General features: G+C 71.8%; 19 protein-coding genes. 10 read left to right on the forward strand and 9 right to left on the reverse strand.

Features of this window, described 5'->3' with window-relative positions:
• Positions 1-8: 8 nt before the first annotated feature.
• Complete coding sequence (locus ABT008_RS14230; RefSeq protein WP_350696525.1) at positions 9-3,275, reverse strand: penicillin acylase family protein; 3,267 nt, start codon at positions 3,273-3,275, stop codon at positions 9-11.
• A 194-nt stretch (positions 3,276-3,469) separates the two neighbouring features.
• Here ABT008_RS14230 and uvrC point away from each other — a divergent pair, with 194 nt between their 5' ends.
• On the forward strand, positions 3,470-5,485 hold the full coding sequence (uvrC, locus tag ABT008_RS14235) for an excinuclease ABC subunit UvrC (RefSeq protein ID WP_350696527.1): 2,016 nt from the start codon (positions 3,470-3,472) through the stop codon (positions 5,483-5,485).
• Positions 5,486-6,031: 546 nt separating this feature from the next.
• Here the strand turns inward: uvrC and recQ are convergent.
• Both recQ and ABT008_RS14245 read right to left on the reverse strand, forming a co-directional pair.
• Complete coding sequence (gene recQ / locus ABT008_RS14240; RefSeq protein ID WP_350696528.1) at positions 6,032-7,912, reverse strand: DNA helicase RecQ; 1,881 nt, start codon at positions 7,910-7,912, stop codon at positions 6,032-6,034.
• Between the two features lie 308 nt (positions 7,913-8,220).
• The gene (locus ABT008_RS14245; protein WP_350696530.1) at positions 8,221-8,874 is read right to left on the reverse strand and encodes a hypothetical protein; all 654 of its coding nucleotides are present in this window, start codon (positions 8,872-8,874) and stop codon (positions 8,221-8,223) included.
• Positions 8,875-9,166: 292 nt separating this feature from the next.
• On the opposite strand from ABT008_RS14245, the gene rapZ reads away from it, so the two are divergent.
• From rapZ to ABT008_RS14285, 8 genes are all read left to right on the forward strand, one after another.
• A complete protein-coding gene (gene rapZ / locus ABT008_RS14250) occupies positions 9,167-10,042 on the forward strand; it encodes an RNase adapter RapZ (protein ID WP_350696795.1) in 876 nt (291 codons plus the stop codon).
• Positions 10,039-11,016 (forward strand): gluconeogenesis factor YvcK family protein, encoded by a 978-nt coding sequence (locus ABT008_RS14255; RefSeq protein WP_350696531.1) that lies wholly within the window; start codon positions 10,039-10,041, stop codon positions 11,014-11,016. The genes rapZ and ABT008_RS14255 overlap by 4 nt, the downstream gene beginning before the upstream one ends.
• Before the next feature lie 54 nt (positions 11,017-11,070).
• Positions 11,071-12,051, forward strand: coding sequence for a DNA-binding protein WhiA (gene whiA / locus ABT008_RS14260; protein ID WP_350696532.1), 981 nt, complete (start codon positions 11,071-11,073; stop codon positions 12,049-12,051).
• Between the two features lie 333 nt (positions 12,052-12,384).
• Positions 12,385-13,389, forward strand: a complete 1,005-nt coding sequence (gap, locus tag ABT008_RS14265; RefSeq protein ID WP_350696533.1) for a type I glyceraldehyde-3-phosphate dehydrogenase — start codon at positions 12,385-12,387, stop codon at positions 13,387-13,389.
• 51 nt (positions 13,390-13,440) lie between these two features.
• Positions 13,441-14,643, forward strand: a complete 1,203-nt coding sequence (locus ABT008_RS14270; RefSeq protein ID WP_350696534.1) for a phosphoglycerate kinase — start codon at positions 13,441-13,443, stop codon at positions 14,641-14,643.
• A gap of 3 nt (positions 14,644-14,646) precedes the next feature.
• Entirely contained in the window at positions 14,647-15,438 is a 792-nt protein-coding gene (tpiA, locus tag ABT008_RS14275) for a triose-phosphate isomerase (protein WP_350696535.1), read from the forward strand.
• A 95-nt stretch (positions 15,439-15,533) separates the two neighbouring features.
• Positions 15,534-15,794 carry a preprotein translocase subunit SecG gene (secG, locus tag ABT008_RS14280; protein ID WP_131052175.1) on the forward strand — a complete coding sequence of 87 codons (261 nt, stop codon included), beginning with the start codon at positions 15,534-15,536 and terminating at the stop codon, positions 15,792-15,794.
• Positions 15,795-15,930: 136 nt separating this feature from the next.
• Positions 15,931-16,275 carry an RNA polymerase-binding protein RbpA gene (locus ABT008_RS14285; RefSeq protein WP_350696536.1) on the forward strand — a complete coding sequence of 115 codons (345 nt, stop codon included), beginning with the start codon at positions 15,931-15,933 and terminating at the stop codon, positions 16,273-16,275.
• A 90-nt stretch (positions 16,276-16,365) separates the two neighbouring features.
• Here the strand turns inward: ABT008_RS14285 and pgl are convergent, their stop codons facing one another.
• The 6 genes from pgl to tkt are packed head-to-tail and all read right to left on the reverse strand — an operon-like array spanning position 16,366 to position 24,815.
• A complete protein-coding gene (gene pgl / locus ABT008_RS14290; RefSeq protein ID WP_350696538.1) occupies positions 16,366-17,130 on the reverse strand; it encodes a 6-phosphogluconolactonase in 765 nt (254 codons plus the stop codon).
• 56 nt (positions 17,131-17,186) lie between these two features.
• Positions 17,187-18,203: a glucose-6-phosphate dehydrogenase assembly protein OpcA gene (locus tag ABT008_RS14295; RefSeq protein WP_350696540.1), complete on the reverse strand. Its 1,017-nt coding sequence runs from the start codon at positions 18,201-18,203 to the stop codon at positions 17,187-17,189.
• A 31-nt stretch (positions 18,204-18,234) separates the two neighbouring features.
• Complete coding sequence (zwf, locus tag ABT008_RS14300; RefSeq protein WP_350696542.1) at positions 18,235-19,749, reverse strand: glucose-6-phosphate dehydrogenase; 1,515 nt, start codon at positions 19,747-19,749, stop codon at positions 18,235-18,237.
• Between the two features lie 37 nt (positions 19,750-19,786).
• A complete protein-coding gene (locus tag ABT008_RS14305; RefSeq protein WP_350696544.1) occupies positions 19,787-21,409 on the reverse strand; it encodes a glucose-6-phosphate isomerase in 1,623 nt (540 codons plus the stop codon).
• Positions 21,410-21,457: 48 nt separating this feature from the next.
• The gene (gene tal / locus ABT008_RS14310; RefSeq protein WP_350696545.1) at positions 21,458-22,663 is read right to left on the reverse strand and encodes a transaldolase; all 1,206 of its coding nucleotides are present in this window, start codon (positions 22,661-22,663) and stop codon (positions 21,458-21,460) included.
• Positions 22,664-22,676: 13 nt separating this feature from the next.
• Positions 22,677-24,815 (reverse strand): transketolase, encoded by a 2,139-nt coding sequence (gene tkt, locus ABT008_RS14315; protein WP_350696547.1) that lies wholly within the window; start codon positions 24,813-24,815, stop codon positions 22,677-22,679.
• A gap of 268 nt (positions 24,816-25,083) precedes the next feature.
• Between tkt and ABT008_RS14320 the strand changes: the two genes are divergently transcribed.
• Entirely contained in the window at positions 25,084-26,040 is a 957-nt protein-coding gene (locus tag ABT008_RS14320) for a heme o synthase (RefSeq protein WP_350696549.1), read from the forward strand.
• Positions 26,041-26,119: the final 79 nt, after the last annotated feature.

Here is a 26,119-nt window from a genome sequence, read left to right on the forward strand (position 1 = left end):
CGTCTGTGTCACTGCGCGTACGCGGACAGCTCCCACAGCGAGAAGCCGTACGTGGTGGCCCGGGTGAGCCCGTACACCCGCACATAGCGGGCCTGTTGGGGGGCGAAGGTGAGCACGTCCGTGCCGCCGTCGCCGGCCGTGGTCGACCAGACCGTCCGCCAGGTGCCGCCGTCGTCGGAGACCTCGACGCGGTACGACCGGGCGTACGCGGACTCCCAGGCCAGGACCACCCGGCCGACCTGCCGCACCGAGCCCAGGTCCACCCGCAGCCACTGGTTGTCCGACCAGGAGCTGGCCCAGCGGGTGTTCAGGTCACCATCGACGGCGCGGGCGGCGCCGTTGCCGAGTTGGCTGCTGGAGGCGGTCACCGGCCGCCCGGTGGCCAGGTTGGTCACCGTGTCGCCGCGCCGGGCCGGGAACGACACCACCTGCTGGTAGGTGGGGCGGTTCTGCCAGGCGATGGTGGCGTGCTTGATCCCGCCCAGCGGCGACTGGACGATCGCGTCCGCGCACCACTGGTCACCGGCGGCGCAGGTGGCGTCGCCCGGGTACGTCTGGGCGGCCGGGGTCGTCGACGCGGTGCGCAGCGTGTCCAGCAGCACCTGACGGCACGTACCCAGGTTGCCGGCGCCGCAGAAGGTCCGCCCGGGGCCTCCGGCGACCGGGTCACCCAGCACCGCCCGCAGGTCCTTGTCGACGTAGCCCCACCAGCCGTACTGGAACGCCGAACCCTTGTGGGTCTGCGCGCTGTTCGCCGACGACGGCAGGTTCGACACGTCGCCCTGTTGCAGACCGGACGGCGACTCGTTGATCTGCATCGCGTTGATCACCGACTGGTAGAGGTCCGTGCCGAGCTGGTCGCGGAACATGCCCCGCACCAGCAGCGGCCACCAGGCGTCGAAGGTACGGATCGCCTCGGCGTGCTGGTACACCTTGGAGCCCTTGGCGGTCTCCACCCGCAGCGCACCCGCCTGCCGCCAGGCCTTGAGCCGGTTGATCTCGGTGGTCAGCGCGCTGTCGGTGACCGGTTGGCTCTCCAGCACCCGGATCAGCTCGCCGAGCACCTCGGCACCGCGCAGGTCGGTCAGCCCGGCCTTCTGCACCAGCTCGGTCAGTGAGGCCCGGTCGAACTTGCGGCCCGCCGAGATGGCCGCCTTCATCGGCTTGTCCAGCAGGTCACCCCGGTGTACGGCGCCGAAGCTGAAGTTGCCGTCGGCGGCACCGAAGTCCTTGGCCTGCTTGTTGTTCCAACTGATGTAGTAGTCCTGGTTGATCGACTGCGGGTGGGCCGCACGCGGCGCGTACCGGGCGGTGCCGGTCGCCGGGTCGAAGTCCTGCCACTCGTAGGCGCGCTCGGCCTTCATCGGCAGGTTCGGGTTGCTGCCGGCCGCCCGCACCGGGTTGAGCCCGGAGTTGAAGTACGCCGACTGGGTGGAGTTGACGTAGAACCAGTTGAAGGCGTACTCGACGTTGTTGGCGGAGGTGAGGAACGCCTCGGCGGAACCCATCTGGGTCGGGTCGTTGAACATCTGGAAGCCGATGGCCGAGTCGGCCTCACGACCGTAGGTGGAGCGCAGTTGGGTAAACGCGTGCGGCACGCCGCCCACCGTGCCGCGCCAGCCCACCAGGCCCAGCTTGGTACGCCAGGCGACCAGCTTGTACGACCCGGCCGCGGTGCCGTCGGCGACGGTCGGGGTCCACCGGTTGACCCGGGACAGCTCCTCCATCGCCAGGCACTGACCCCGGAACAGGTAATGGTTGCTGGCCAGCGTCGGCGAACCGCCGCCGGGGACGCAGAGCGGCACCGCGTACGTGTCGGTGATGTCGTGGATCGAGGAGGTGGCGCTCCACGCGTAGTCCTGGCCCCGGCCGAGCAGGACATAGAGGTTGAGTCCGGCGAAGGCGGCGCCCCGGGCGCTGATGCCCGGTCCCTGCAACTCCTGCACCATCAGCAGTTGCGGGGAGAAGTAGCCGGTCTGCGGCCCGAAGACGGCGATCGGGTGCCCGGTGGCGGAGTGGGCGGCGGAGACCACGGCCGCGTTGGACATGCCCCGGTGCGCCGGGTCGATGGTCAGCCCGGAGAGCGCGGCGGCCAGCTCGGAGCTGCGGTTCGAGGTGGTGGCGGCGGTGGCGGAGCCGGTCGGGTCGGTGAAGATCGGCTCGACCCGGGCCGACCCGGCGTCCGGCAGCACCACGCTGGGCGCGTTCGGCGAGGCGTCACCGTACGGGAAGCTCTGCCCGTCGTGCAGGGTCAACACGGTCTCCGGGTCGTTCTGCCCCCGGAAGGCGTTCCACACCCGGTCGCCCTCGGTCGGCCCGAACTTGGCCCGGGAAGCGATGCGCACCAGCGCCGACTGCATCTCGGTGCCGCCACCACCGCCGAACAGGCCGCCGACGACCCCGGCGATGGCGATCAGGTCGGTCATCACGAACGGCTTCGGCCCACCGGCGTTGGTGATCGCGTCGAGGTGACCGGTCAGCACGTACTCGCCGGGGCAGTTGCGGTTGGCCATGCAGGTCTGGATGTAGGCGTTGACCCCGGCGACGTACTCCTGCACGTCGGCGTAGAGCTGCTCGCCGCGCGCCCCGCCCTTGCCGCGCAACGCGTTCACCTGGGCCTGCAGGTCGGCCTCCGTGTAGGGGGAGGTACGCCACACGCTCTGCTCCAGCGCCCGGTTGCCCGGTGCGCCACCGGCGAACGGGGTCAGCGTGCCCCGACCCACGTGCCGCAGCAGGTCCATCGTGAAGAGTCGGTCCTCGGCTCCGGCGTAGCCGGCGCCGTACATGGTGCCGCCCCGGGTGGTGCCGGTGATGTGCGGGACACCGTTGGTGCGGTCGCGCACGATGCGTACGTCGGAGCGCGGGGAGTAGTCGCGTTCGACCTGGCTGGGCGCGACGCCGAAGGAGGCGTCCCGGAAGAACGTGCTGACCTGGTCCTCGCGCAGCCCGGCGTAGCCGTAGACCAGGTTGGCGTACGTGTCGAGCTGGTCGGCGGAGTGCCGGGGCAGCGTGCCGAACGCCTGGTTGCCCAGGACCTCGACGAGGGTGGCGTTGCCGTTCTGGCCGGGCGGCAGGATCTCGGAGCACTCGCCGAGGCAGTAGTCGTTGCCGGCGAAGGCGCTGGCGACGTTCACGGCGAGGGTGCCGGCGTCGGGGGCGGCGGTGGCGGTGGCGGTGGCGGTGGCGGGGGACGACACGCCGACGAGTGCGGTGGCGACCGCGAGGGCTGCGGTCGCACCGGCGAGCAGCCGGCGGGTGGCGGTGTGACCAGGCATGGCGATCCTCTGTGGACGGGGGACCATCGGGCGGGATCATTACGTGAAGAACATTCGGTTACTGGATGGTAGGCGTCGGCACCCGAGATTGGAAGGCGTCAATCACGACTCCCGGTACGACGGACCCACGCGGGCGCAGAAGAGGCCAAGTGGGGATGATCAGGGCTGTCGGGGGTGGCGACTAGTCTCGGAGTGTGGCTGATCCGTCGACCTACCGTCCCGCGCCGGGCACCATCCCCGAGGCGCCGGGGGTCTACCGCTTCTACGACGGCACCGGCCGGGTGATCTACGTCGGCAAGGCGCGGAACCTGCGCAGCCGGCTCAACTCGTACTTCGGCGACCTGTGGGGCCTGCACCAGCGCACCCAGCAGATGGTCACCACCGCCGAGTCGGTCGACTGGGTCACCGTCGGCACCGAGGTCGAGGCGCTCCAGCTCGAATACCTCTGGATCAAGCAGTACGACCCGAGGTTCAACGTCCGTTACCGCGACGACAAGTCGTACCCGTACCTGGCGGTCACCCTCGACGAGGAGTACCCACGGTTGCAGGTGATGCGGGGCACCAAGCGTAAGGGCGTGCGCTACTTCGGGCCGTACTCGCACGCCTGGGCGATCCGCGAGACGCTCGACCTGCTGCTGCGGGTCTTCCCGGCGCGGACCTGCTCCGCCGGGGTGTTCAAACGGGCCGGGCAGGTGGGCCGTCCGTGCCTGCTCGGCTACATCGGCAAGTGCTCGGCGCCCTGCGTCGGCACCGTCACCGCCGAACGGCACCGCGAGATCGTCGACGACTTCTGCGACTTCATGGCCGGACGCACCGACTCCATGGTGCGCAAGCTGGAACGCGAGATGGCCGAGGCCAGCGAGGCGCTGGAGTTCGAGCGGGCGGCCCGGCTGCGCGACGACGTCGCCGCGTTGCGCCGGGCGATGGAGAAGCAGACAGTGGTGCTCGGCGACGGCACCGACGCCGACGTGGTCGCGTTCGCCGACGACCCGCTGGAAGCCGCGGTGCAGGTCTTCCACGTACGCGGCGGCCGGGTACGCGGCCAGCGCGGCTGGGTGGTGGAGAAGACCGAGGACCTCAGCACCGGCGACCTGGTGCACCACTTCTGCACCCAGGTCTACGGCGGCGAGCAGGGCGAGACCGACGTCCCGCGCGAGCTGCTGGTGCCGGAGCTGCCCGCCGACGCCGACGCCCTCGCCGACTGGCTCTCCCAGCACCGGGGCAGCCGGGTGACGCTGCGGGTGCCGCAGCGCGGCGACAAGCGCACCCTGATGGAGACGGTCGAGCGCAACGCGAAGGACGCGCTGGCCCGACACAAGCTCAAGCGGGCCGGCGACCTCACCACGCGCGGCAAGGCGCTCGACGAGATCAGCGACGCGCTCGACATGCGTACCGCGCCGTTGCGCATCGAGTGCTTCGACATCTCGCAGATCCAGGGCACCGACGTGGTGGCCAGCATGGTCGTCTTCGAGGACGGCCTGCCCCGCAAGAGCGAGTACCGCCGGTTCATCATCCGGGGCGCCACCGACGACCTCTCCGCGATGTCCGAGGTGCTGCGCCGCCGCTTCGCCCGCTACCTCGACGCCCGCGCCGAGACCGGCGAGGCGGGCGTGGAGTCCGCCGGTGACGAGCCGGAGGTGGGTGTGCTGGTCGACCCGACCACCGGACGGCCGCGCAAGTTCGCGTACCCGCCGCAGTTGGTCGTGGTCGACGGCGGCGCACCGCAGGTGGCCGCCGCCGCCCAGACGCTGGCCGAGCTGGGCATCGACGACGTGGCGCTGTGCGGTCTGGCCAAGCGACTGGAGGAGGTCTGGCTGCCCGACGACGACTTCCCGGTCATCCTGCCGCGCACCTCGGAGGGGCTCTACCTGCTCCAACGGGTACGCGACGAGGCCCACCGCTTCGCCATCACCTTCCACCGGCAGCGCCGCTCGAAGCGGATGACCACCTCCGCGCTGGACAGCGTCCCCGGCCTCGGCGAGGTACGCCGCACGGCGCTGCTGCGCCACTTCGGCTCCCTCAAGCGCCTCTCGGCCGCCACCGTGGACGAGATCACCGAGGTCCCCGGCGTCGGCCGCCGCACCGCCGAGGCGATCCTCACCGCACTCGGCGCCCCCGACAACCAGGCCGCCGCCGATCACCTGGCCCCCGACAATCAGGCCAGCGGCGACAATCAGGCCGCCGCCGACAGTCCGGCCGCCGCCGAGTGATCCGCACGGTCGGCTCCGACTCGACCGCCTCATCGACCCGCGCGGCAGCCTCCATGGGCTTCGACGCCGCCTCGTCGGCTTCCGTGCGGTCTCGGTCGTGGTCAGGTTCAGCCCGACCTGGTCGAGCACCAGGCTTGTCGGCGTGAGCGTGACCTAGTCGGCGGTGTCGATGTCGATGCGCGTCGCCCAGGGGCCTGCCAGGTCAGGTGACGCGACTGTCGAGCTGACTGCACCGACGGATCGCCTCTCCCGAGAGCACGGACGGTTCAGCGCGAAAGGCGCTGACCTGGAAGGTGACTGCATCGACTGACAACCCTTCCGAGAGCACGGACGGTTCAGCTCGAAAGGCGTTGACCTGGTTGGGGGAGGGGCATCGCCCGCCGGACACGCCGACATCGCCGCTCCGGCCGAGCGCCGAGTGGCACAGCCGCCGAGCAGCAAGCGGTGAGCAGCGCCCGGCCGACCAGCGCCCGGCCGACCAGCGCCCGGCCGACCAGCGCCCGGCCGACCAGCGCCCGGCCGACCAGCGGGCGGGGGAGCGTCGGGTCAGGCCGGGTCGGCGAGCACCCCGAGGATCTGCTCGCCGTACTTGGCCAGCTTGTTCTCGCCAACACCGCTGATCCGCGACAACTCGGCCAGCGAGGACGGAGCATCGGCGGCGATCTGCCGCAGCGTGGCGTCGTGGAAGATGACGTAGGCGGGTACGCCCTGCTCCTTGGCGGAGGCCGCGCGCCAGGCGCGCAGGCGCTCGAACGTACCGGCTGCCTCGGCCGGCAGCTCCGCGACCACGGTGGCCGCGCCCCGGGGCTTGGCCACCTTCGCCGGGCGGGCCGGCTCCCGGCGCATCATCACGGTGCGCCGCCGGCCGAGCACCTCGGCGCTGGCGTCGGTGAGCGCCAGGGTGCCGTAGTCGCCCTCCACGGCGAGCAGGCCCTCGGCGAGCAACTGGCGCACCACGCCCCGCCACTCCGCCTCGCTCAGGTCGTCGCCGATGCCGAAGACGGTGAGCGAGTCGTGCCGGTGCTGGACGATCTTGTCGGTGCTCTTACCCAGCAGGATGTCGACGCAGTGCCCGGCGCCGAACCGCTGGTTGCGTTCCCGGTCCAGCCGGAACACCGTGGAGAGCAGCTTCTGCGCGGCGACCGTGCCGTCCCAGGACTCCGGCGGGGCCAGGCAGGTGTCGCAGTTGCCGCAGGTGCCGTCCAGGCGCTGCCCGAAGTAGTCGAGCAACTGCACCCGTCGGCAGCGGACCGTCTCGCAGAGCGCCAGCATCGCGTCGAGGTGCGCGGCGAGGTTGCGTCGGTGGGCCAGGTCGCCCTCGGAGGTGTCGATCATCTTGCGTTGCTGGACGACGTCCTGGAGCCCGTACGCCAACCAGGCGGTCGACGGTAGCCCGTCCCGGCCGGCGCGACCGGTCTCCTGGTAGTAACCCTCGACCGACTTGGGCAGGTCGAGGTGGGCGACGAAGCGGACGTCCGGCTTGTCGATGCCCATGCCGAAGGCGATCGTCGCCACCATCACCACACCGTCGGCGCGCAGGAACCGCTGCTGGTTCGCGGCGCGGGTGGCCGCGTCCAGACCGGCGTGGTACGGCAGCGCGTCGATGCCGTTGGCCACCAGGAACTCGGCGGTCTTCTCCACCGAGGCGCGCGACAGGCAGTAGACGATGCCGGCCTCGCCCGGGTGCTCGTCGCGCAGCAGGGCGAGCAGTTGCTTGCGCGCCTCCCGCTTCGGCACGATCCGGTACTGGATGTTGGGCCGGTCGAAGCTGGCCACGAAGTGCCGCGCCTCGGTCAGGTTGAGTCGGGTGGCGATCTCCGTACGGGTGGCGCTGGTCGCGGTGGCGGTCAGCGCGATCCGGGGTACGCCCGGCCACCGCTCGTGCAGCATCGACAGGTTGAGGTAGTCCGGCCGGAAGTCGTGGCCCCACTGCGACACGCAGTGCGCCTCGTCGATGGCGAACAGGCTGATCCGCCCCCGGTCCAGCAGGCTCAGCGTGGCACGACTGGCCAGCGCCTCCGGGGCGAGATAGAGCAGGTCGATCTCCCCGGCGACGAACTCCGCCTCGACCAGCCGACGGGTGTCCAGATCCAGCGTGGAGTTCAGGAAACCGGCGCGCACCCCGACGGCGGTCAAGGCGTCGACCTGGTCCTGCATCAACGCGATCAACGGCGAGATCACCACCGCGACACCGTCACGGACCAGCGCCGGGATCTGGTAGCACAGCGACTTGCCGCCACCGGTCGGCATCAGCACCAGCGCGTCACCACCGGCCGCCACGTGCTCGATGACCTCCTGCTGAAAGCCACGGAACGCGTCGTACCCGAAGACCCGCCGCAGCACGTCGAGCGCCGCTGTCACCTTCTCGGCGACAGGCGCGTCGGAGGTGGCCAGGTCGGTGACGCTCACGTCGGCGGGAGAGACCATCCGAGGATTCTACGAGCCACACCACCGGCGGTACGGCCCGCCGTTCCCGACCGAGACCAACACTGCGCGCAGGTTTCGTCCTGCCAGTTGAGGGCGTCAGACGACCGGCTAGGCGATCGGCGTTAGTGACCACGCTGCGCGACTGATCGGGCGGCACTCGGATCGTGGCAGTGCAGCTGGTCTCGCCCCGGCGTGTCGGCTAGCTGCGGTGCCACGTTAAAGGCTCGGTCGCTGGTCCGGCCACGGCATGACGGGGCTGGGCGGGGCGAGGCGGGGCGGGGCGAGGCGGGGCGGGGTTGGGCGGGGGTTCAGTAGGTCGGTGGGACCGGGATGCGCTTGGCCCAGCGCACCTCGCCGTCGGCGTCGACGTAGCAGAAGGCCACCACCAGGCGGGTCGGGTCCTCCAGGGGCAGGGCATCGGGATCGAGGCGGAACAGCCCGATCAGGCTGCCGTCGCCGATGGAACGGGTGCCGATGGCGCCGACGTGCGGTGGGCTGTTCTGCGTACCGTCCGGCTCCTCGCGGGCGGCGGTGTCGGCCAGCCAGTCGTAGCGGGCGGCCAGCACCTCGTACGCGTCGGACCAGTTGAATCCGGCGTCGCCGGCGGCGTCGGAGCCGCCCTCGGGGCGCAGCACCCGGGGCGGTGAGTTCCGGTCGTCCAGCAGCATGACCTGGTAGTGGCCCTTGCGCGGTGGGCCGGACCAGCGCAGTCGCAGCACCACCGACTGCCGGTCGGGATCGCCGTGTATCCGGTCGGTCGCGTGCGGCCAGCCGAGCGCGGCGGCGGTGCGCCCCACCCGGTCCGGCTCCGGCAGACGGGCCTCGACGGTCACCGCGACCTGGTCGCCGCCGTGTGCCCACTCACGTTCGCGTTCGACGAGTCGATCCACCGTGGCCAGCACCGCGATCGTGACCGAGACAAGGGCCACCACCCAGCGCAGCCGCGCCCCGTGCCTCCCCATTTCCGGAGGATAACGGCCTCGGGCGTCACGTGCCGTCAGTCAGCCGACACGAGCCGTGTTAGGAAGGGGCCCTTTCTAACGCCTGGTGCATAGCAGGGGTCCCCTCCTTACACCCGCAGCCCAGCGAGAGTGTGGGTGCGGCGGTGCGCTCCGTCGGGCCGGGAGCGGCGAGCTAGAGTCGGCGCTTGACCATGCCCGGTCGGCTCCGACCGCGGCGCCACGGCTTGGGGGTTGATGGGTGGGCGAGGCGCACACGACCGGTCACCACGGCGGCGTACCCGGTGAGTCCGGGATGGTGGCCGGCGAGACGGACACCACCCTGGTCGTGGTCACCGGCCTCTCCGGTGGCGGGCGCAGCACCGTGGCCCGGGCCCTGGAGAACGTCGGCTTCTACGTGGTGGACAACCTGCCGCAGGCGCTGTTGCTGGACATGGCCGAGCTGGCGGTGAAGGCCGGTGGGGCGGCCCGGCGTACCGCCATGGTGCTGGACGTGCGCTCGCGTGCCTTCTCCACCGACCTGGCCGAGGCGATCCGGGAGTTGAAGGAGCGTGGCTACGCCCCCCGGGTGGTCTTCGTCGACGCCGACGACGAGGTGCTGATCCGGCGCTTCGAGAGCGTGCGGCGCTCGCATCCGTTGCAGGGCGACGGGCGGCTCGCCGACGGCATCGCCGTCGAGCGGGGACTGCTGGAGGAGGCCCGCGACCAGGCTGACGTGATCATCGACACCAGCCACCTCAACGTCAACCAGCTCCGCCGTCGCGTCGAGGAGTTGTTCGGCGCGGAGGACGCGCGGCGGCTGCGACTGACCGTGATCTCGTTCGGCTTCAAGTACGGCCTGCCGCCGGACGCCGACTTCGTGATGGACGCCCGGTTCCTGCCCAACCCGTACTGGGTGCCGGAACTGCGTGAGCACACCGGTCGGGAGGAAGCGGTCAGCGCGTACGTGCTGAGCCAGGCCGGCGCCGACGCGTTCGTCGACGGGTACGCGGACCTGGTCGGCGCCACCACCTCGGGGTTCGAGCGGGAGGGCAAGCGGTACCTGACCGTGGCCGTCGGCTGCACCGGCGGCAAGCACCGCAGTGTGGCGATCGCCGAGGAACTGGCGGCCCGGCTGCGTCGTGCCGGGCTGGCAGCCAACGCACAGCACCGGGATCTGGGGCGGGAATGACGGTCCGGGTGGTGGCCTTCGGGGGCGGGCACGGCCTGTCCGTGTCGTTACGGGCGTTACGTCGCTGCGCCCCCGGACTCGATCTCGACATCACGGCGGTGGTGACCGTCGGCGACGACGGCGGCTCCAGTGGGCGGCTGCGCGCCGAGCGGGGCGGGCTGCCCCCCGGTGATCTTCGGCAGGCGCTGGTCGCGCTGGCCGGCGACCATCCGGCGACGCGGCGCAGCGCCGGGCTGTTCCAGCACCGGTTCGGCCCGGCGACGCGCGGCCTGCCCGGTAAAGGCGACGGGCTGGGTGGGCACGCGGTGGGCAACCTGGTGATCGCCGGGTTGATGGAGCAGCTCGGCGACCCGGTGGCGGCCCTGGAGCACGCCGGGGCGATGCTCGGCACGGTCGGGCGGGTGCTGCCGATGTCCTGCGAGCCGGTCGACATCGAGGCCCGGGTCCGCGCCGCGGACCCCGGCCGTCCGGACCAGGTGTGCACGGTACGCGGCCAGCACCAGGTGGCGGTCACCACCGGCCGGGTCGAGTCGGTGCGACTGACCCCGCAGGCGCCGGCGGCGTGCCCGCAGGCGGTCGCCGCGATCGGTGCCGCCGACTGGCTGATCTTCGGTCCGGGAAGCTGGTACACGAGTGTCCTGCCGCACCTGCTGGTGCCGCAGTTGGCCGCGGCGATCCTGGCCAGCCCGGCCCGCCGCCTGGTCACCCTCAACCTGGCCGCCGAGAAGGAGACCCTCGGCCTCTCCGTCGCCGATCACCTGGCGGCGCTGCGCTGGTATCTGCCGGAGTTGACGGTCGACGTGGTGCTCGCCGACGCCAAGGCGGTCGGTGCCCCCGAACCGGTCGACCGTGCGGCAGAATCCCTGGGAGCCCGACTGGTCCTCGCTCCCGTCGCGGTCGATGACGGCACTCCCCGGCATGATCCGGCCGCCCTGGGCGCCGCCCTGGTGCCCGTACTGGGCGCCGATCGTTAGACACGTACGTAATCTCCGGCGACACGCCGGAACGGGTCCGTGAGGGGACGCACAATGGCGATGACGGCTGCGGTCAAGGACGAGCTGAGTCGGGTCGACGTGCCCAAGCCCTGCTGCCGGCGGGCGGAGATGGCCGCGCTGCTGCGGTTCGCCGGTGGGCTGCACATCGTCTCCGGGCGGGTGGTGGTGGAGGCCGAACTCGACACCGGCGCGGTGGCCCGTCGGTTGCGGCGGGAGATCGCCGAGGTCTACGGCTACTCGAGCGAGATCCACGTACTGGCCTCCGGCGGGCTGCGCAAGGGCAGCCACTTCATCGTCCGGGTGGTCAAGGACGGCGAGGCCCTGGCCCGACAGACCGGCCTGCTGGACGTGCGGGGTCGGCCGGTGCGGGGGCTGCCGCCGCACGTGGTGGCCGCCAACGTCTGCTGCGCGGTGTCCGCGTGGCGGGGGGCGTTCATGGCGCACGGCTCGCTGACCGAGCCGGGCCGTTCCAGTGCGTTGGAGATCACCTGCCCGGGCCCGGAGTCGGCGCTGGCGCTGGTCGGTGCCGCCCGCCGGATCGGCATCACCGCCAAGCAGCGGGAGGTGCGCGGTGTCGACCGGGTGGTGGTCAAGGACGGTGACGCGATCGCCGCGCTGTTGACCCGGGTCGGTGCCCATTCCAGCGTGCTGGCCTGGGAGGAGCGGCGAGTCCGCCGGGAGGTGCGGGCCACGGCGAACCGGCTGGCCAACTTCGACGACGCCAACCTGCGGCGTTCGGCGCGGGCGGCGGTGGCCGCCGCCGCGCGGGTGACCCGGGCCCTGGAGATCCTCGCCGACGACGCGCCCGAGCACCTGACCTCGGCCGGCCGGCTGCGGCTGGAGCACCGGCAGGCGTCGCTGGAGGAGCTGGGCGCGCTGGCCGACCCGCCGTTGACCAAGGACGCCATCGCCGGGCGGATCCGCCGGCTGCTGGCGTTGGCCGACAAGCGGGCCCGCGACCTGGGCATCCCGGATACCGAAGCGGCCGTCACGCCCGACATGCTCGTGGTCTGATAGGACGGTGGGTCGTCCCGGCGCGGGCGGGCCGGCGAGGCGTGCCCTCGTCGCCGCGCGTCGTCGAGGCGGTGCGGCGTCCGGCGGCGCGGGTGAGGGCAACCACCCGGCGCGGCACGGCTCGCCGCGCTCGGATATGGTCGCTGCGTACGGCAAGGGGGCCGGCACCGGCGCTCCCCGCCGAATCCACCGCCTCGGGGCGGTCAGGTCCCTCGGACCGCGGCGGGGTGGCCGAGATGAACCGTCAACGGCCGGCTCCAACGGTCGGCGCACATCACTTCGCCGGCCGAGGGTCTCCACGCCGGCGAACCAGAACGCGAGGAGATGGGACCTGTGACCATCCGGGTTGGCATCAACGGCTTCGGCCGGATCGGCCGTAACTTCTTCCGGGCAGTGCTGGCGTCCGGCGCTGACGTCGAGGTCGTGGCCGTCAACGACCTGACCGACAACGCGACGCTCGCTCACCTGCTCAAGTACGACAGCATTCTGGGTCGCCTCCCGCACGAGGTCAAGGCCACCGCCGACGAGATCACCGTCGGTGGCAAGACCATCAAGGCGTACGCCGAGCGTGACCCGGCCGCCCTGCCGTGGGGTGACCTGAACGTCGACGTCGTCATCGAGTCCACCGGGTTCTTCACCGACGCCACCAAGGCCAAGGCGCACGTCGACGGCGGGGCCAAGAAGGTCATCATCTCGGCGCCGGCCAAGAACGAAGACGTCACCGTGGTGATGGGTGTCAACCAGGACCAGTACGACCCGGCCAAGCACACCATCATCTCGAACGCCTCCTGCACCACCAACTGCCTCGCGCCGATGGCGAAGGTGCTGCACGACACGTTCGGCATCGAGCAGGGTCTGATGACCACGATCCACGCGTACACGCAGGACCAGAACCTGCAGGACGCGCCGCACTCGGACCTGCGTCGGGCCCGGGCCGCCGCGCTGAACATCGTGCCGACCTCGACCGGTGCCGCGAAGGCGATCGGCCTGGTGCTGCCGGAGCTCAAGGGCAAGCTGGACGGGTACGCGCTGCGGGTGCCGATCCCCACCGGCTCGGCCACCGACCTCACCGTGACCGTCGGTCGGGAGACCACGGTGGACGAGGTCAACGCCGCGCTGAAGGCTGCCGCCGACGGTCCGCTCAAGGGCATCCTGGTCTACAACGAGGACCCGATCGTGTCGGCCGACATCGTCACCGACCCGGCGTCCTGCATCTTCGACGCGCCGCTGACCAAGGTGATCGGCAACCAGGTCAAGGTCGTCGGCTGGTACGACAACGAGTGGGGCTACTCGAACCGTCTGGTCGACCTGGTCAAGCTGGTGGGTAAGTCCCTGTGAGTGCGAGGAGTGAGCTTGCGAGCCCGCAGTCACGAACGGAGGGGTAGCTCTGTGACCATCCGCAACCTCGACGACCTGCTCGCCGAGGGGGTGTCGGGTCGGCGCGTGCTGGTGCGCGCCGACCTGAACGTCCCGCTCGACAAGCAGACCGGGGCGATCACGGACGACGGTCGCATCCGCGCGGTGCTGCCGACGCTGGGCGCGCTGGTCTCGGCCGGCGCGAAGGTGGTCGTCTGCTCCCACCTCGGTCGCCCGAAGGGCGCGCCGGACCCGCAGTTCAGCCTCACCCCGGTCGCCGGCCGGCTCGGTGAGCTGCTCGGCGCGCCGGTGCACTTCGCCACCGACACGGTCGGCGAGTCGGCCCAGGCCACCGTGGCGGCGCTCGCCGACGGCGAGGTCGCGCTGCTGGAGAACCTGCGCTTCAACAAGGGCGAGACCAGCAAGGACGACGCCGAGCGCGGTGCCTTCGCCGACCAGCTCGCCGCGCTGGGCGACGCGTACGTCGACGACGCGTTCGGTGCGGTGCACCGCAAGCACGCCAGCGTGTACGACGTACCGGCGCGGCTGCCGCACGTCGCGGGTCGCCTGGTGCTGCGCGAGGTGGAGGTGCTCTCCACGCTCACCGGGTCGCCGGAGCGGCCGTACGTGGTGGTGCTGGGCGGTTCCAAGGTCTCCGACAAGCTCGCCGTGATCGAGGCGCTGCTGCCGACCGTGGACCGGCTGCTCATCGGTGGCGGCATGTGCTTCACGTTCCTCAAGGCGCAGGGCCACGAGGTGGGTACCTCGCTGCTCGAGAAGGACATGGTCGAGACCTGCCGCAACCTGCTGGAGCGCGGCGCGGGCAAGATCATGCTCCCGGTCGACGTGGTGGCCGCGGACGCCTTCGCCCCGGACGCCGCGCACGACGTGGTGCCGGCCGACGGCATCCCCAGCCACCGGGTCGGGCTCGACATCGGTCCGGAGACCGTGGCCGGCTTCGCCGCGGCGCTGCGTACCGGTGCCCGGACGATCTTCTGGAACGGCCCGATGGGCGTGTTCGAGATGGCCGCGTTCGCGGGCGGCACCCGGGGGGTGGCCGAGGCGATCGCCGAGTCCGAGGCGTTCAGCGTGGTCGGTGGCGGTGACTCGGCGGCGGCGGTGCGGTCGCTCGGCCTGGACGAGAAGTCCTTCGGCCACATCTCCACCGGCGGCGGCGCCTCCCTGGAGTACCTGGAGGGCAAGACCCTCCCCGGCATCGCGGCCCTGGAGAACTGACTGATGGCAAGTGCTCCCCGCCGGCCGCTGATGGCCGGCAACTGGAAGATGAACCTCAACCACCTCGAGGCGAACCTGCTGGTGCAGAAGCTGGCGGCCAGCCTCACCGAGAAGCAGCTGACCGACGTGGAGACGGTGGTCCTGCCGCCCTTCACCGACCTGCGCACGGTGCAGACCGTGGTGGAGGGCGACAAGCTGCTCATCGGCTACGGCGGTCAGGACCTCTCGGCGCACGCCTCCGGCGCGTACACCGGTGAGATCGCCGGGTCGATGCTGGCGAAGCTGGGCTGCACCTACGTGGTGATCGGGCACTCCGAGCGGCGTGCCTACCACGACGAGGACGACGCGTTGGTCAACGCCAAGGTGCAGGCCGCGCTGGCCAACGGGCTCACCCCGATCCTCTGCGTGGGGGAGGGGCTGGACGTCCGCGAGCAGGGCGGGCACGTGGCGCACTGCGCCGACCAGCTCGACGCGGCCCTCAAGGGGCTCACCGCCGAGCAGGTCACCAAGGTCGTGGTCGCGTACGAGCCGGTCTGGGCGATCGGCACCGGCAAGACGGCGACCCCGGACGATGCCCAGGAGGTGTGCGGCGCGGTGCGGTCCCGGCTCGCCAAGACCTTCGACCAGGCCACCGCGGACCAGGTCAGGGTGCTCTACGGCGGTTCGGTGAAGTCGTCGAACGTGGCCGCGATCATGGCGCAGCCGGACGTGGACGGTGCCCTGGTGGGCGGCGCCAGCCTGGACGCCGAGGAGTTCGCGAAGATCTGCCGGTTCCCGGAGCACATCACCGGCTGATCGCTCGCTATCCTTGACTCCGCCCGTCCGCCGGTCGGTGCCGCCGTGCCCGACCTGTCCGGGCGAGGATCGTAACGAGAGGACTGACCCCCGCCATGCCGATCTGGTTCGCCTACACGTTGATCGTGTTGCTGGTCATCACGAGCGTTCTGCTCGTCCTGCTGATTCTGCTGCACCGGGGCAAGGGCGGTGGGATGTCCAGCATGTTCGGCGGTGGGGTCAGTTCCAGCCTGGCCGGGTCGTCGGTCGCCGAGAAGAACCTCGACCGCTACACCGTCCTGGTGGGCATCGTATGGTTCGCCTGCATCGTCGGGCTCGGGCTCTGGCTCCGGCTCGAAGTCGGCACGGGAGTCTGAGCGCCCTCTCCAGTCGTACAATCTGCGCGCGGTCCGTCACTCGACGGGCCGCGCGCAGTCCGTTTCACCCGCTGCACCGCGTCGCCCGCCGTCCACCCCTCGACGGCGGTCCCCTCCGACGACAGGAGCGAGCGCCGTGTCGAACGGCCAATTCATCCGGGGCGCCCGGGTCGGGTCCGCGCCCCCACGCCACCCCGAACGCCATCAGCCGGTCCCGTGCCGGTCGGTGAGCTACTGGTGCCGTAACGGGCACCGTACCGACATCCGGCTGGCGGCCGAGGTGCAGGCCCCGCCCACCTGGGACTGCCCGCGTTGCGGTCTGCCGGCCGGTCCGGACGCCCACGACCCGCCCGGCCGGGTGCGGGCCGAGCCCTACAAGAGCCACCTGGCGTACGTGAAGGAGCGGCGTACCGAGGCGGAGGGGGAGGCGATCCTCGCCGAGGCCCTCGCGGCGCTGCGTCGCCGACGCGGCGCCCGCTGAATCCCGGCCCGGCCGAGCACGCCGTCGGATGTTAGGAAGGGTCCCCTGCTATACACGAGGCGTTAGCAGGAAACCCTTCCTTACATCGGGTCAGCGCAGGCTGCGGAAGCGGGCGGGGAGGTCGGCGGCAGCGGCGCGGTCCAGCAGCCAGAGAGTGCGGCTGGTGCCCTGGACACCGGCCGCCGGCACCTGCACCGGCCCGGCACCGGCCAACGCCATGCCGACCGCCTGGGCCTTGTCGGAGCCACCGGCCACCAACCACACCTCTTCGGCGGTGTTGATGGTCGGCAGGGTCAGGGTGATCCGCACCGGCGGCGGCTTGGGGCTGCCCCGCACCGCGCTGACCGGACGGCTCTCGTAGTGCACCGGGTGCTCGGGGAAGACCGAGGCGACGTGCCCGTCCTCGCCCACACCGAGCATCAGCACGTCGAAGTGGGGCAGAACGGCGGTGCCGGGCCGGGCGGCCCGGGCCAGCTCGGCCGCGTAGAGGGCAGCGGCCTCCTCCGGGTCGGCGCCCGCGTCCGACGGCGGCATCGGGTGGATCCGGTCCGGGTCGACCGGCAGCGCGTCGAGCAGCGCGGCGCGGGCCTGCGTCTCGTTGCGGTCCGGGTCGCCGGCCGGCAGGAACCGTTCGTCGCCCCACCAGAAGTCCACCCGTGACCAGTCCACCGCGTCCTTGGCCGGCAGGGCACCGACCGCCCGGTAGACCGCCGCCGCGATCCGCCCGCCGGTGAGCACCACCGCCGCCTGGCCCCGTTCGGCCTGGGCGTCGAGCAGCTTCACCACCAACCGCGCCGCGACCGCCTGCGCCAGCAGATCCGCGTCGGCGTGTACGGCGACACTCGCCTCAGTCATGCTGTCCTTCCGCGACCGCGCGGCGGTCGGTGTCGTGGGGTTCCCGGGCCGGACGGTCAGGAACCGGTGCTGGTGGAGCTGTGCGCGGTGACGCCCGCCTCGGCGCGCTGCGCGGTGCTCGGGTCCTTCCAGACGTGCACCCGCTGGCCGGAGCGCCGGTCCAGGTTGGTCAGCCCGGCGAAGGCGCCGAGCGCCTCGGCGTACACCTGGTCGGAGCCGAGCCGGCGCAACTCCTCGGCCAACTCGTCGCCGAGCGGCCGACGCACCAGCGGCAGCACCCGGTCCTCCTGGCCGGTCCGCCGGAAGACGGCCATGCTGTCGTCCCGGGTCAGCGTCAACTCGTCGCCGTTGGCGCAGCGCAGTTGCACCTCGCGCATCCGGGGGAACTCCTTGGTCCGCTCCCAGCGCGGCTTGATGCCCAGCCGACTGCGTAGCCAGCCACGCATCAGCGCGGCCGTCGGGTCGGTCGGCGGTGCGACCACCGCGGCCTCGGTGAGCTGCGCCTCGGTGGTGTCGAACGCCCCCGCGACCAGGGTGCGCCACGGGGTGATCCGGGTCCAGGCGAGGTCGGTGTCGCCGGGGGCGTAGTCGCGGGCACGCAGCCGCAGCGCCTCGATCGGGTCGGCGGCCTGGGCGGAGTCGGTGATCCGCCGGTCGGCGACCACACCGAGGAAGTCGGTGGCGATCTCGTCCGGCGGCTCCCCGTGCCACCAGGTGACCACCGGTACGTCCGGCACCAGCAGCGGCATCACGACCGACTCGGCGTGCAGCGCCAGCCGGCCGTACATCCGCATCACCACGGCCTCGCACGGGCCCAGCCGACCACCGACGACGATCTCGGCGTCGAGGCGGTTGCGGTCGCGGTCGACGTCGGAGCGGACCACCACCAGCAGCCGGCACGGGTGCGCGGCGGCGGCGATGGTGGCCGCCGCCTCCGCGTCGCGGACCCGCTTCTCGTCCACCACCACGATCAGGGTCAGGGCCATGCCGCTGGCCACACCACCGGCACTACGTCGTTCGGCGGCGAGCGCCTTCACCACCTCGTTCCCGGTGGTGTCCCACAATCCGATCAACGGAGCCTCCTGGTTCGCTCGCGGTGCCCGGTCACGCCCGCCGCCAGGCGCGGCCTTCGCGGGCCAGCATCTCGTCGGCGGCCCGGGGACCCCACTCACCGGACCGGTAGGGCTCGGGCTTGCTGCCCTCCCATGCCTCGACCAGTGGGTCCACCACCGCCCAGCTCTGTTCCACCTCGGCGGCGTCGGGGAACAGCGTGCGGTCGCCGATCAGCACGTCCAGGACCAGGCGCTCGTACGCCTCGGGGCTGGACTCGGTGAACGCCTCGCCGTACTGGAAGTCCATCGCGATGTCGCGGACCTCCATCGTGGTCCCCGGCACCTTGGAACCGAACTTGAGCACCACGCCCTCGTCCGGCTGGACCCGGATGACGAGCTGGTTGTTGCCGAGCATCTCCATGTCGGCCGGGTTGAACGGCAGGTGCGGGGCCCGCTTGAACATCACCGCGACCTCGGTGACCCGTCGGGGCAGCCGCTTGCCGGCCCGGATGTAGAACGGCACCTCGGCCCAGCGGCGGTTCTGGATGCCCAGCCGCACCGCGACGTACGTCTCGGTGGTCGAGGTCTGCGGAACGCCGTCCTCCTCCAGGTATCCCTTGGCCCGCTGGCCGCCGACCCAGCCGGGCAGGTACTGCCCGCGTACGGTGCCGTCGGCGACGTCGTGCGGCAGGGTGATCGCCTTGAGCACCTTCAGCTTCTCGGCCCGGATCTCGTCGGCGTCGAAGCTGGTCGGCTCCTCCATCGCGACCAGCGCGAGCAGTTGCAGCAGGTGGTTCTGGAGCACGTCCCGGGCGGTGCCGACGGAGTCGTAGAAGCCGGCCCGCGAGCCGATGCCGACGTCCTCGGCCATCGTGATCTGCACCGAGTCGACGTACTGCGAGTTCCACAGTGGCTCGAAGAGGCTGTTCGCGAACCGCAGGGCGAGGATGTTCTGGACCGTCTCCTTGCCCAGGTAGTGGTCGATGCGGAAGACATCCTGCCGGGTGAACACGTCGTCGACCAGGTCGTTGAGGGCCTTGGCCGAGGGCAGGTCGTGCCCGAACGGCTTCTCCACCACGACCCGCCGCCAACCGCCGCACTTCTCGTTGTCGGCCATGCCGGTGCGGGCGAGTTGCTTGAGCACCACCGGGAAGGCCGCCGGGGGGATGGAGAAGTAGAACGCCGCGTTGCCGTGGATGCCGTGGCTGTCGCGCAGCCCCTCCAGGCAGGAGGCGAGGTTGTCGAACGCGGTGTCGTCGTCGAACGAGCCGCCGACGAACTTGATGTTGTGCTCCAGCCGCGACCAGACCTCCTCCCGCCACGGGGTGCGGGCGTGTGTCTTGGCCGCCTCGCGGGCCAACGACGCGAAGTCGCCGTCGCGCCAATCCCGCCGGGCGAAGCCGACGACCACGAAACCGGGCGGCAGCAACCCCCGGTTGGCGAGGTCGTAGACCGCGGGCAGCAGCTTCTTCTGGGCCAGGTCACCGGTGACTCCGAAGATCACCAGAGCGCAGGGCTCCGGGATCCGCGGCAGCCGCCGGTCCTGCGGGTCGCGCAGCGGGTTCACGCCGCCTCCTCGCTCCGCTCGTCCACGTCGTCCATCGTCATGCCCGCAGCGACCCGACCGCGTCGATCAACCGGGTCAGGCCCGCCGACCGCTCGGTCAGGTGCAGGTGCAGCAGCGGGCGTCCACGACCGGCCAGGGCGCGCCGGTCGCCGGCGGCTTGCGCCGCCTGTCGTTCCCCGAAGGTGTACGGCTTGCCGGGCACCGGCAGATCAACTTTGACCGTACCGGTTATCTGAAGAAAGCTACCCGCCTGCGGACCGCCCTTGTGGTACTGACCGGTGGAGTGCAGGTAGCGGGGTCCCCAACCGAAGGTGACCGGTCGTCGGGTCAGCGCGGCCAGCAGCGGGCGTAGCCGTGCGGCGGCGGCCTCGGCGTGCGGGTCGAGATAGGCGACGACCGCCAGGTAGCCGTCATCGTCGAGGCCGGCCAGCAGGTGGCGCAGGGCGTCGGGCAGGTCGTCCGGGGTGCCGGGCGGGGCGTACACCTCGATCGCGCCGGTGGTGGACGACGGTGTCGGCACCGGTGGCGGGTCGGCCAGGATCGCCTCGGTGTGCCGGGCGGACTCGGCGGCGTCGGGCCGGTCGAACGGGTCGACGCCGAGCACGGTGGCGGCGACGGCAGCGGCGTACTCCCAGGCCAGGAAGTGGGCGCCGAGCGGGCCATTGACCGCCACGTCGGGCGTGGCGCCACCGGCGGGCACCGCCGGAGCGGCGAGCGCGCCGCCGTAGCTGACGGTGAGGACGTCCGGCCCGGTCAGGCCGGGATCGTCCGGTGACCCGAGCACCACCGGCAGGATGCCCTGACCCTCCTTGCCGGTGGCGGCGGCGAGCATGTGCTCCACCCAGTCGCCCAGTCCCTCGACGCCGGTGCCGTCGCCGACCAGCGCGACCGTGTCCCGCCCCGTCGTCGCGGCGGCGGCCAGCGCGGCGCCGAGCGCCAGGGCGGGATTGTCCTGCGGGCGTGGCAGCGAGGCCGCGAACGCGTCGGCCTGGTCGAGCAGGTCGGCCACCGGGACGCCGGCCAGCGCACAGGGCACCAGCCCGTACGCGCTCAGCGCCGAGGAGCGTCCGGTCACCGGCGGGTCGGCCGGCACGGTGATCGCCTCCCACTCGGCGGCGGCGGTGGCCAGCGGCGAACCCGGCTCGGTGACCACCACGAAGTGCCGACCCGCTTCGGCCTCGCTCAGCCCCGCGTCGAGGAACGCCTGCCGGTAGGCGCGTCGCTGATCGTCCACCTCTGGCGTGGCCTCGATGGCGCCGGTCAGGACCACGACGGTGCGTGCCAGCCGGTCGTCCAGGGTGGCCCGGACCCGGCCGGGGTCGGTGGTGTCGAGCACGGTCAGCGGATGACCGGTGGTGCGGGCGACGGCCTGTGCCGCGAGCGGGGTGCCGCCCGCGCCGAGCAGCACCACGTGGTCGAGGTCGGCCAACTCCGCCGCCAGTTCGGCGAGGCGGGGGAGCAGGTCGGCCCCGCCGCCGGGCCGGTCGGCCGCCGCCGGGAGGTCCCACAGGGGTGGGTCCTGGGCGGCCAGCCGGGCCGGCACGTCGGCGTCGACCAGGGCCTGCCGGGTGGAGGTCGGCGTGCTGCTGTCCACGGCCCGTGCGCCGTGCACGGTGAGACCTCCCGCCGACTCGGCGGGTGCGGCCAACAGGTCACCCACGCCGCCACCCGGATGGGGCGGCGGCGTGGGAGACACCTGGTCGCAGGGTCACGCATTGCCTCCGGCGCGCGCCGCGGCGTCGGCGTTGTCGCGGGCGGCGTCGCTCGGGTGGCCGCTGCCCTGTCCGGCGGCGGCGAGCGACTTGCGGACGCCGTCGAGCAGTTCGCCCCAGCTCGCCTCGAACTTCTCGACGCCCTCGCGCTCCAGCGTGTCGATCACGTCGGCCAGGTCCACCCCGACCGCAAGGAGGTCGGCGAAGACCTGCCGGGCGTCGTCGTACGCGCCGGTGACGGTGTCCGGCCGGGTCTCCCCGTGCTCGGCGTACGCGTGGATGACCGACTCGGGCATGGTGTTGACCGTGCCCGGTGCGATCAGCTCCTCGACGTAGATGACGTCCCGGTAGTCCGGGTTCTTCGTCGAGGTGGAGGCCCACAGCGGGCGCTGCGGGTGCGCCCCGGCGGCGGCCAGCGCCTGCCACCGGTCACTGGAGAAGACCTCGGCGTACCGCTCGTAGGCCAGCCGGGCGTTGGCCACGGCCGCGCGTCCCCGCAGGCCCAGCGCGCGCTCCTTGCCCGAGCCGTCGGCGGCCTCGCCGGCGAGCCGGTCCAGGCGCTTGTCGACCTCGCTGTCGACCCGGGAGACGAAGAACGAGGCCACCGACGTGATCGTGGACAGGTCGTGCCCGTTCGCCTTGGCCTGCTCCAGGCCGGCGAGGAACGCCTCCATCACCTGCGAGTAGCGGTCCAGCCCGAAGATCAGCGTCACGTTGACGCTGATCCCCTCGGCGAGCGCGGCGGTGATCGCCGGCAGGCCGGCCTCGGTCGCCGGGATCTTGATGAACAGGTTGGGCCGGTCGACCAGCCACCACAGCGCCTTGGCCTCGGCGACCGTCTTCGCGCTCTCGTGGGCCAGACGCGGGTCCACCTCGATGGAGACCCGGCCGTCGACGCCACCGCTGGCGTCGTACGACGGGCGCATCACGTCGCAGGCCCAGCGCACGTCGTACGTGGTGAGCATGCGGACGGCCTCTTCCACCTCGACGCCCCGGGTGGCCAGGTCACGAAGCTGCCAGTCGTACTCGTCGGCGTCGCTCAACGCCTTCGCGAAGATCGTCGGGTTGGTGGTCACCCCGACCACGTGCTTCTCCCGGCGGAGCTGGTCGAGCCCGCCGGAGCTCAGTCGTACCCGGGAAAGGTCGTCGAGCCACACCGCCACCTGCGCGGCGGAGAGCTCACCCAGCCTGTCGGTCGTCATGTACGCGCTCCCCTCAGTTGCCGGTCGTGAAACCGGTGATGTCACCGACCCGGGTCAGCGCCGCGTGCGCGGCGGCGACGATCCGGTCGGGGGTGAAGCCGAACTGTTCGAAGAGCACGGAGTGCGGGGCGCTCGCGCCGTAGTGCTCCAGGCTGACGCTCTCGCCGCAGTCGCCGACGATGGCGCGCCAGGACATCCCGATGCCCGCCTCCACGCTCACCCGGGCCTTTACCCCGCGCGGCAGCACCGACTCGCGGTACGCCTCGTCCTGCGCGTAGAACCACTCCTGGCAGGGCATCGAGACGACCCGGGTGGGGGTGCCGTCGGCCTCCAGCCGCTCCCGCGCGGTCAGGCAGAGCTGCACCTCGGAACCGGTGCCGACGATGATCACCTGCGGCTTGCCGTTGGACGCCTCGGCCAGCACGTAACCGCCCTTGGCGACCCCCTCGGCCCCGCCGAGCTGCGTACGGTCCAGCGTGGGCAACGCCTGCCGGCTCAGCGCCAGCGCGGTCGGCCGGTCGGTGTGCTCCAGCGCCTGCCGCCACGCCCACGCCGTCTCGTTGGCGTCGGCCGGCCGGACCACGTCCAGGCCGGGGATGGCCCGCAGCGCGGTCAGGTGCTCCACCGGCTGGTGGGTCGGACCGTCCTCGCCGAGACCGATCGAGTCGTGCGTCCAAACGTAGACCACCGGCAGCTTCATCAGCGCGGCCAGCCGGACGGCGGGGCGCATGTAGTCGCTGAACACCAGGAACGTGCCGCCGTACGGGCGGGTGCCGCCGTGCAGGGCGATGCCGTTGAGGATGGCGCCCATGGCGTGCTCGCGGATGCCGAAGTGCAGCGTCCGGCCGTACTCGTGCCCGGGGAACGCCTTGGTCGCGTACTGGCTGGGCACGAAGGAGGGCTCACCCGTCATCGTGGTGTTGTTGCTCTCCGCCAGGTCGGCGGAGCCGCCCCAGAGCTCGGGCAGCACCGGCGCGAGCGCGGCCAGCACCTTGCCGGAGGCGGCGCGGGTGGCGACGCCCTTGGCGTCGGCGGGGAACTCCGGCAGCGCCTCGGTCCAGCCGTCGGGCAGGATCCGCCCGGCCACCCGGTCGTACAGCGCGCGGCGCTCCGGGTTGGCCTCGGACCAGGTGCCGAAGGCGGTGTTCCACTCCTGCTCGGCGGCGTCGCCGCGGCCGAGCGTCTGGCGGGTGTGGGCGAGCACCTCCTCGGTGACCTCGAACGACGCGGTCGGGTCGAAGCCGAGGATGTCCTTGGTGGCGGCCACCTCGTCGGCGCCCAGCGCCGAGCCGTGGATCTTGCCGGTGTTCTGCTTGTTCGGCGCGGGCCAGCCGATGATGGTGCGCAGCGCGATGAACGACGGTCGGCCGGTCTCGGCCTTGGCGGCCAGCAGCGCCTGGTACAGCTCCTCGACGTTCTCGTGGTAGTCGCCCTGCTCGGCGCCGCCGGTCCGCCAGTCGACCGTCTGCACGTGCCAGCCGTACGCCTCGTAGCGGGCCGCGACGTCCTCGCTCAACGCGATCCGGGTGTCGTCCTCGATCGAGATCTCGTTGTCGTCGTAGATCACGCAGAGGTTGCCGAGCTGCTGGTGCCCGGCCAGGGCGCTGGCCTCGTGGGTGATGCCCTCCTCGATGTCACCGTCCGAGGCGATGCACCAGATGTGGTGGTCGAAGACGGACTCGCCCGCCTCGGCCTCCGGGTCGAACAGGCCACGCTCCCGACGCGCCGCCATCGCCATGCCGACGGCGTTGCCCAGGCCCTGCCCGAGCGGGCCGGTGGTGGTCTCGACGCCCGGGGTGTGCCCGTGCTCGGGGTGACCCGGAGTGAGCGAGCCCCACTGCCGCAGCGACTTGAGGTCCTCCAGGCTCAGCGGGTAGCCGGCGAGGAAGAGCTGGATGTAGAGCGTCAGGCTGGAGTGGCCCGCGGAGAGTACGAAGCGGTCCCGGCCGGGCCAGTTCGGGTCGGCGGGGTTGTGTCGCATCACCCGGTTGAACAGCAGGTACGCCGCGGGGGCGAGGCTCATCGCGGTGCCCGGGTGGCCATTGCCGGATTTCTCCACGGCATCCATGGCCAGGACGCGGACGGTGTCCACGGCACGGCGGTCGAGGTCGGACCAGTCAAGTGCGGGGTGCGCAGGTCGGTTGGCAGCCACGGTGGTTTTGTGCTCCTCGGCGAGATGGGCGGAACCCTCACAGGTGACCCTATCGAGCGCGGCTAAACGTGCGCCCGAGGATCTCAGCATGCTGGTCTGTACGTTTCCGTTCCGCCCGGCGGTTCAGTCGCGGGTGTGACGGCCCGCACCGTTACCGGGTCGCCCGGGCAGCCAAAACGACAACGCGTAGTGTGTGGGGCGGTGTGCGGACCCGAGACGGGTCCCCGCCGCCGTGACCTCCCCTGCCGAAGCCGGAAGGTGGCAATCCGTGAGCATGATCACCGAGCGCCCCGTCAGCAACCCTGCCGGGCAGACGCCGGTGCGCGCGACGGAGGAGGTGCCGGTCCGCTCGCGTGACCTGCGGGCGGTGGTGGCGGCGTACGTGACGCTGACCAAGCCGCGGATCGTGGAGCTGCTGCTGGTCACCACGGTGCCGGCGATGATGCTCGCGCACGGCGGGATGCCGTCGCTGTGGCTGGTCGCGGTGGTGCTGGTCGGCGGGTCGCTCGCCGCCGGTGCGGCCAGCGTCCTGAACTGCTACATCGACCGGGACATCGACCAGGTGATGCGGCGCACCAAGCGTCGGCCGCTGCCGGCACACACGGTGACGCCGCGTAACGCACTGGTCTTCGGTCTGGTGCTGGCGGTGGTCTCGGTCGCGCTGATGGCGGCGTTCACCAACCTGCTCGCCGCCGGGCTGACGCTGGCCGCCATCGTCTACTACGACGTGATCTACACGCTCTGGCTGAAGCGGACCACGGCGGCGAACACCTTCTGGGGCGGCGCGTGCGGGGCGGCTCCGGTGCTGATCGGTTGGGCGGCGGTGACCGGGACGCTGTCGCCGATCGCCTGGGCGCTGTTCGCGGTGGTCTTCTTCTGGCAGATGCCGCACTTCTACCCGCTGGCCATGAAGTACAAGGACGACTACGCCCGGGCGGGCATCCCGATGCTGCCGGTGGTGGCGTCGGTGCGGCGGGTCAACACCGAGATCATCCTGTTCGCCTGGCTCACGGTGCTCACCTCGCTGGCCGTCTGGGCGCTGGGGCTGAGCCCGATCTACGGCGTGCCCACGCTGGTGGTGGGCGCGATCTTCCTGGTCGAGGCGCACAAGCTGGCCGGCCGGGCCAGCCGGGGCGAGCCGGTCAAGCCGATGCGGCTGTTCCACTGGTCCACCACGTACCTGACCATCGTCTTCGCCGCCGCCGCGCTCGACGCCCTGATCTGACGCAAGGAAGGGCCCCTTCTTAACGCCTGGTGCATAGGAAGGGTCCCTTCCTAACAATCGGGTCAGGCGAACGAATGCG

Origin of the sequence: Micromonospora sp. NPDC002389, from assembly GCF_040296095.1 — a bacterium.
Taxonomy (GTDB): Bacteria; Actinomycetota; Actinomycetes; order Mycobacteriales; family Micromonosporaceae; genus Micromonospora.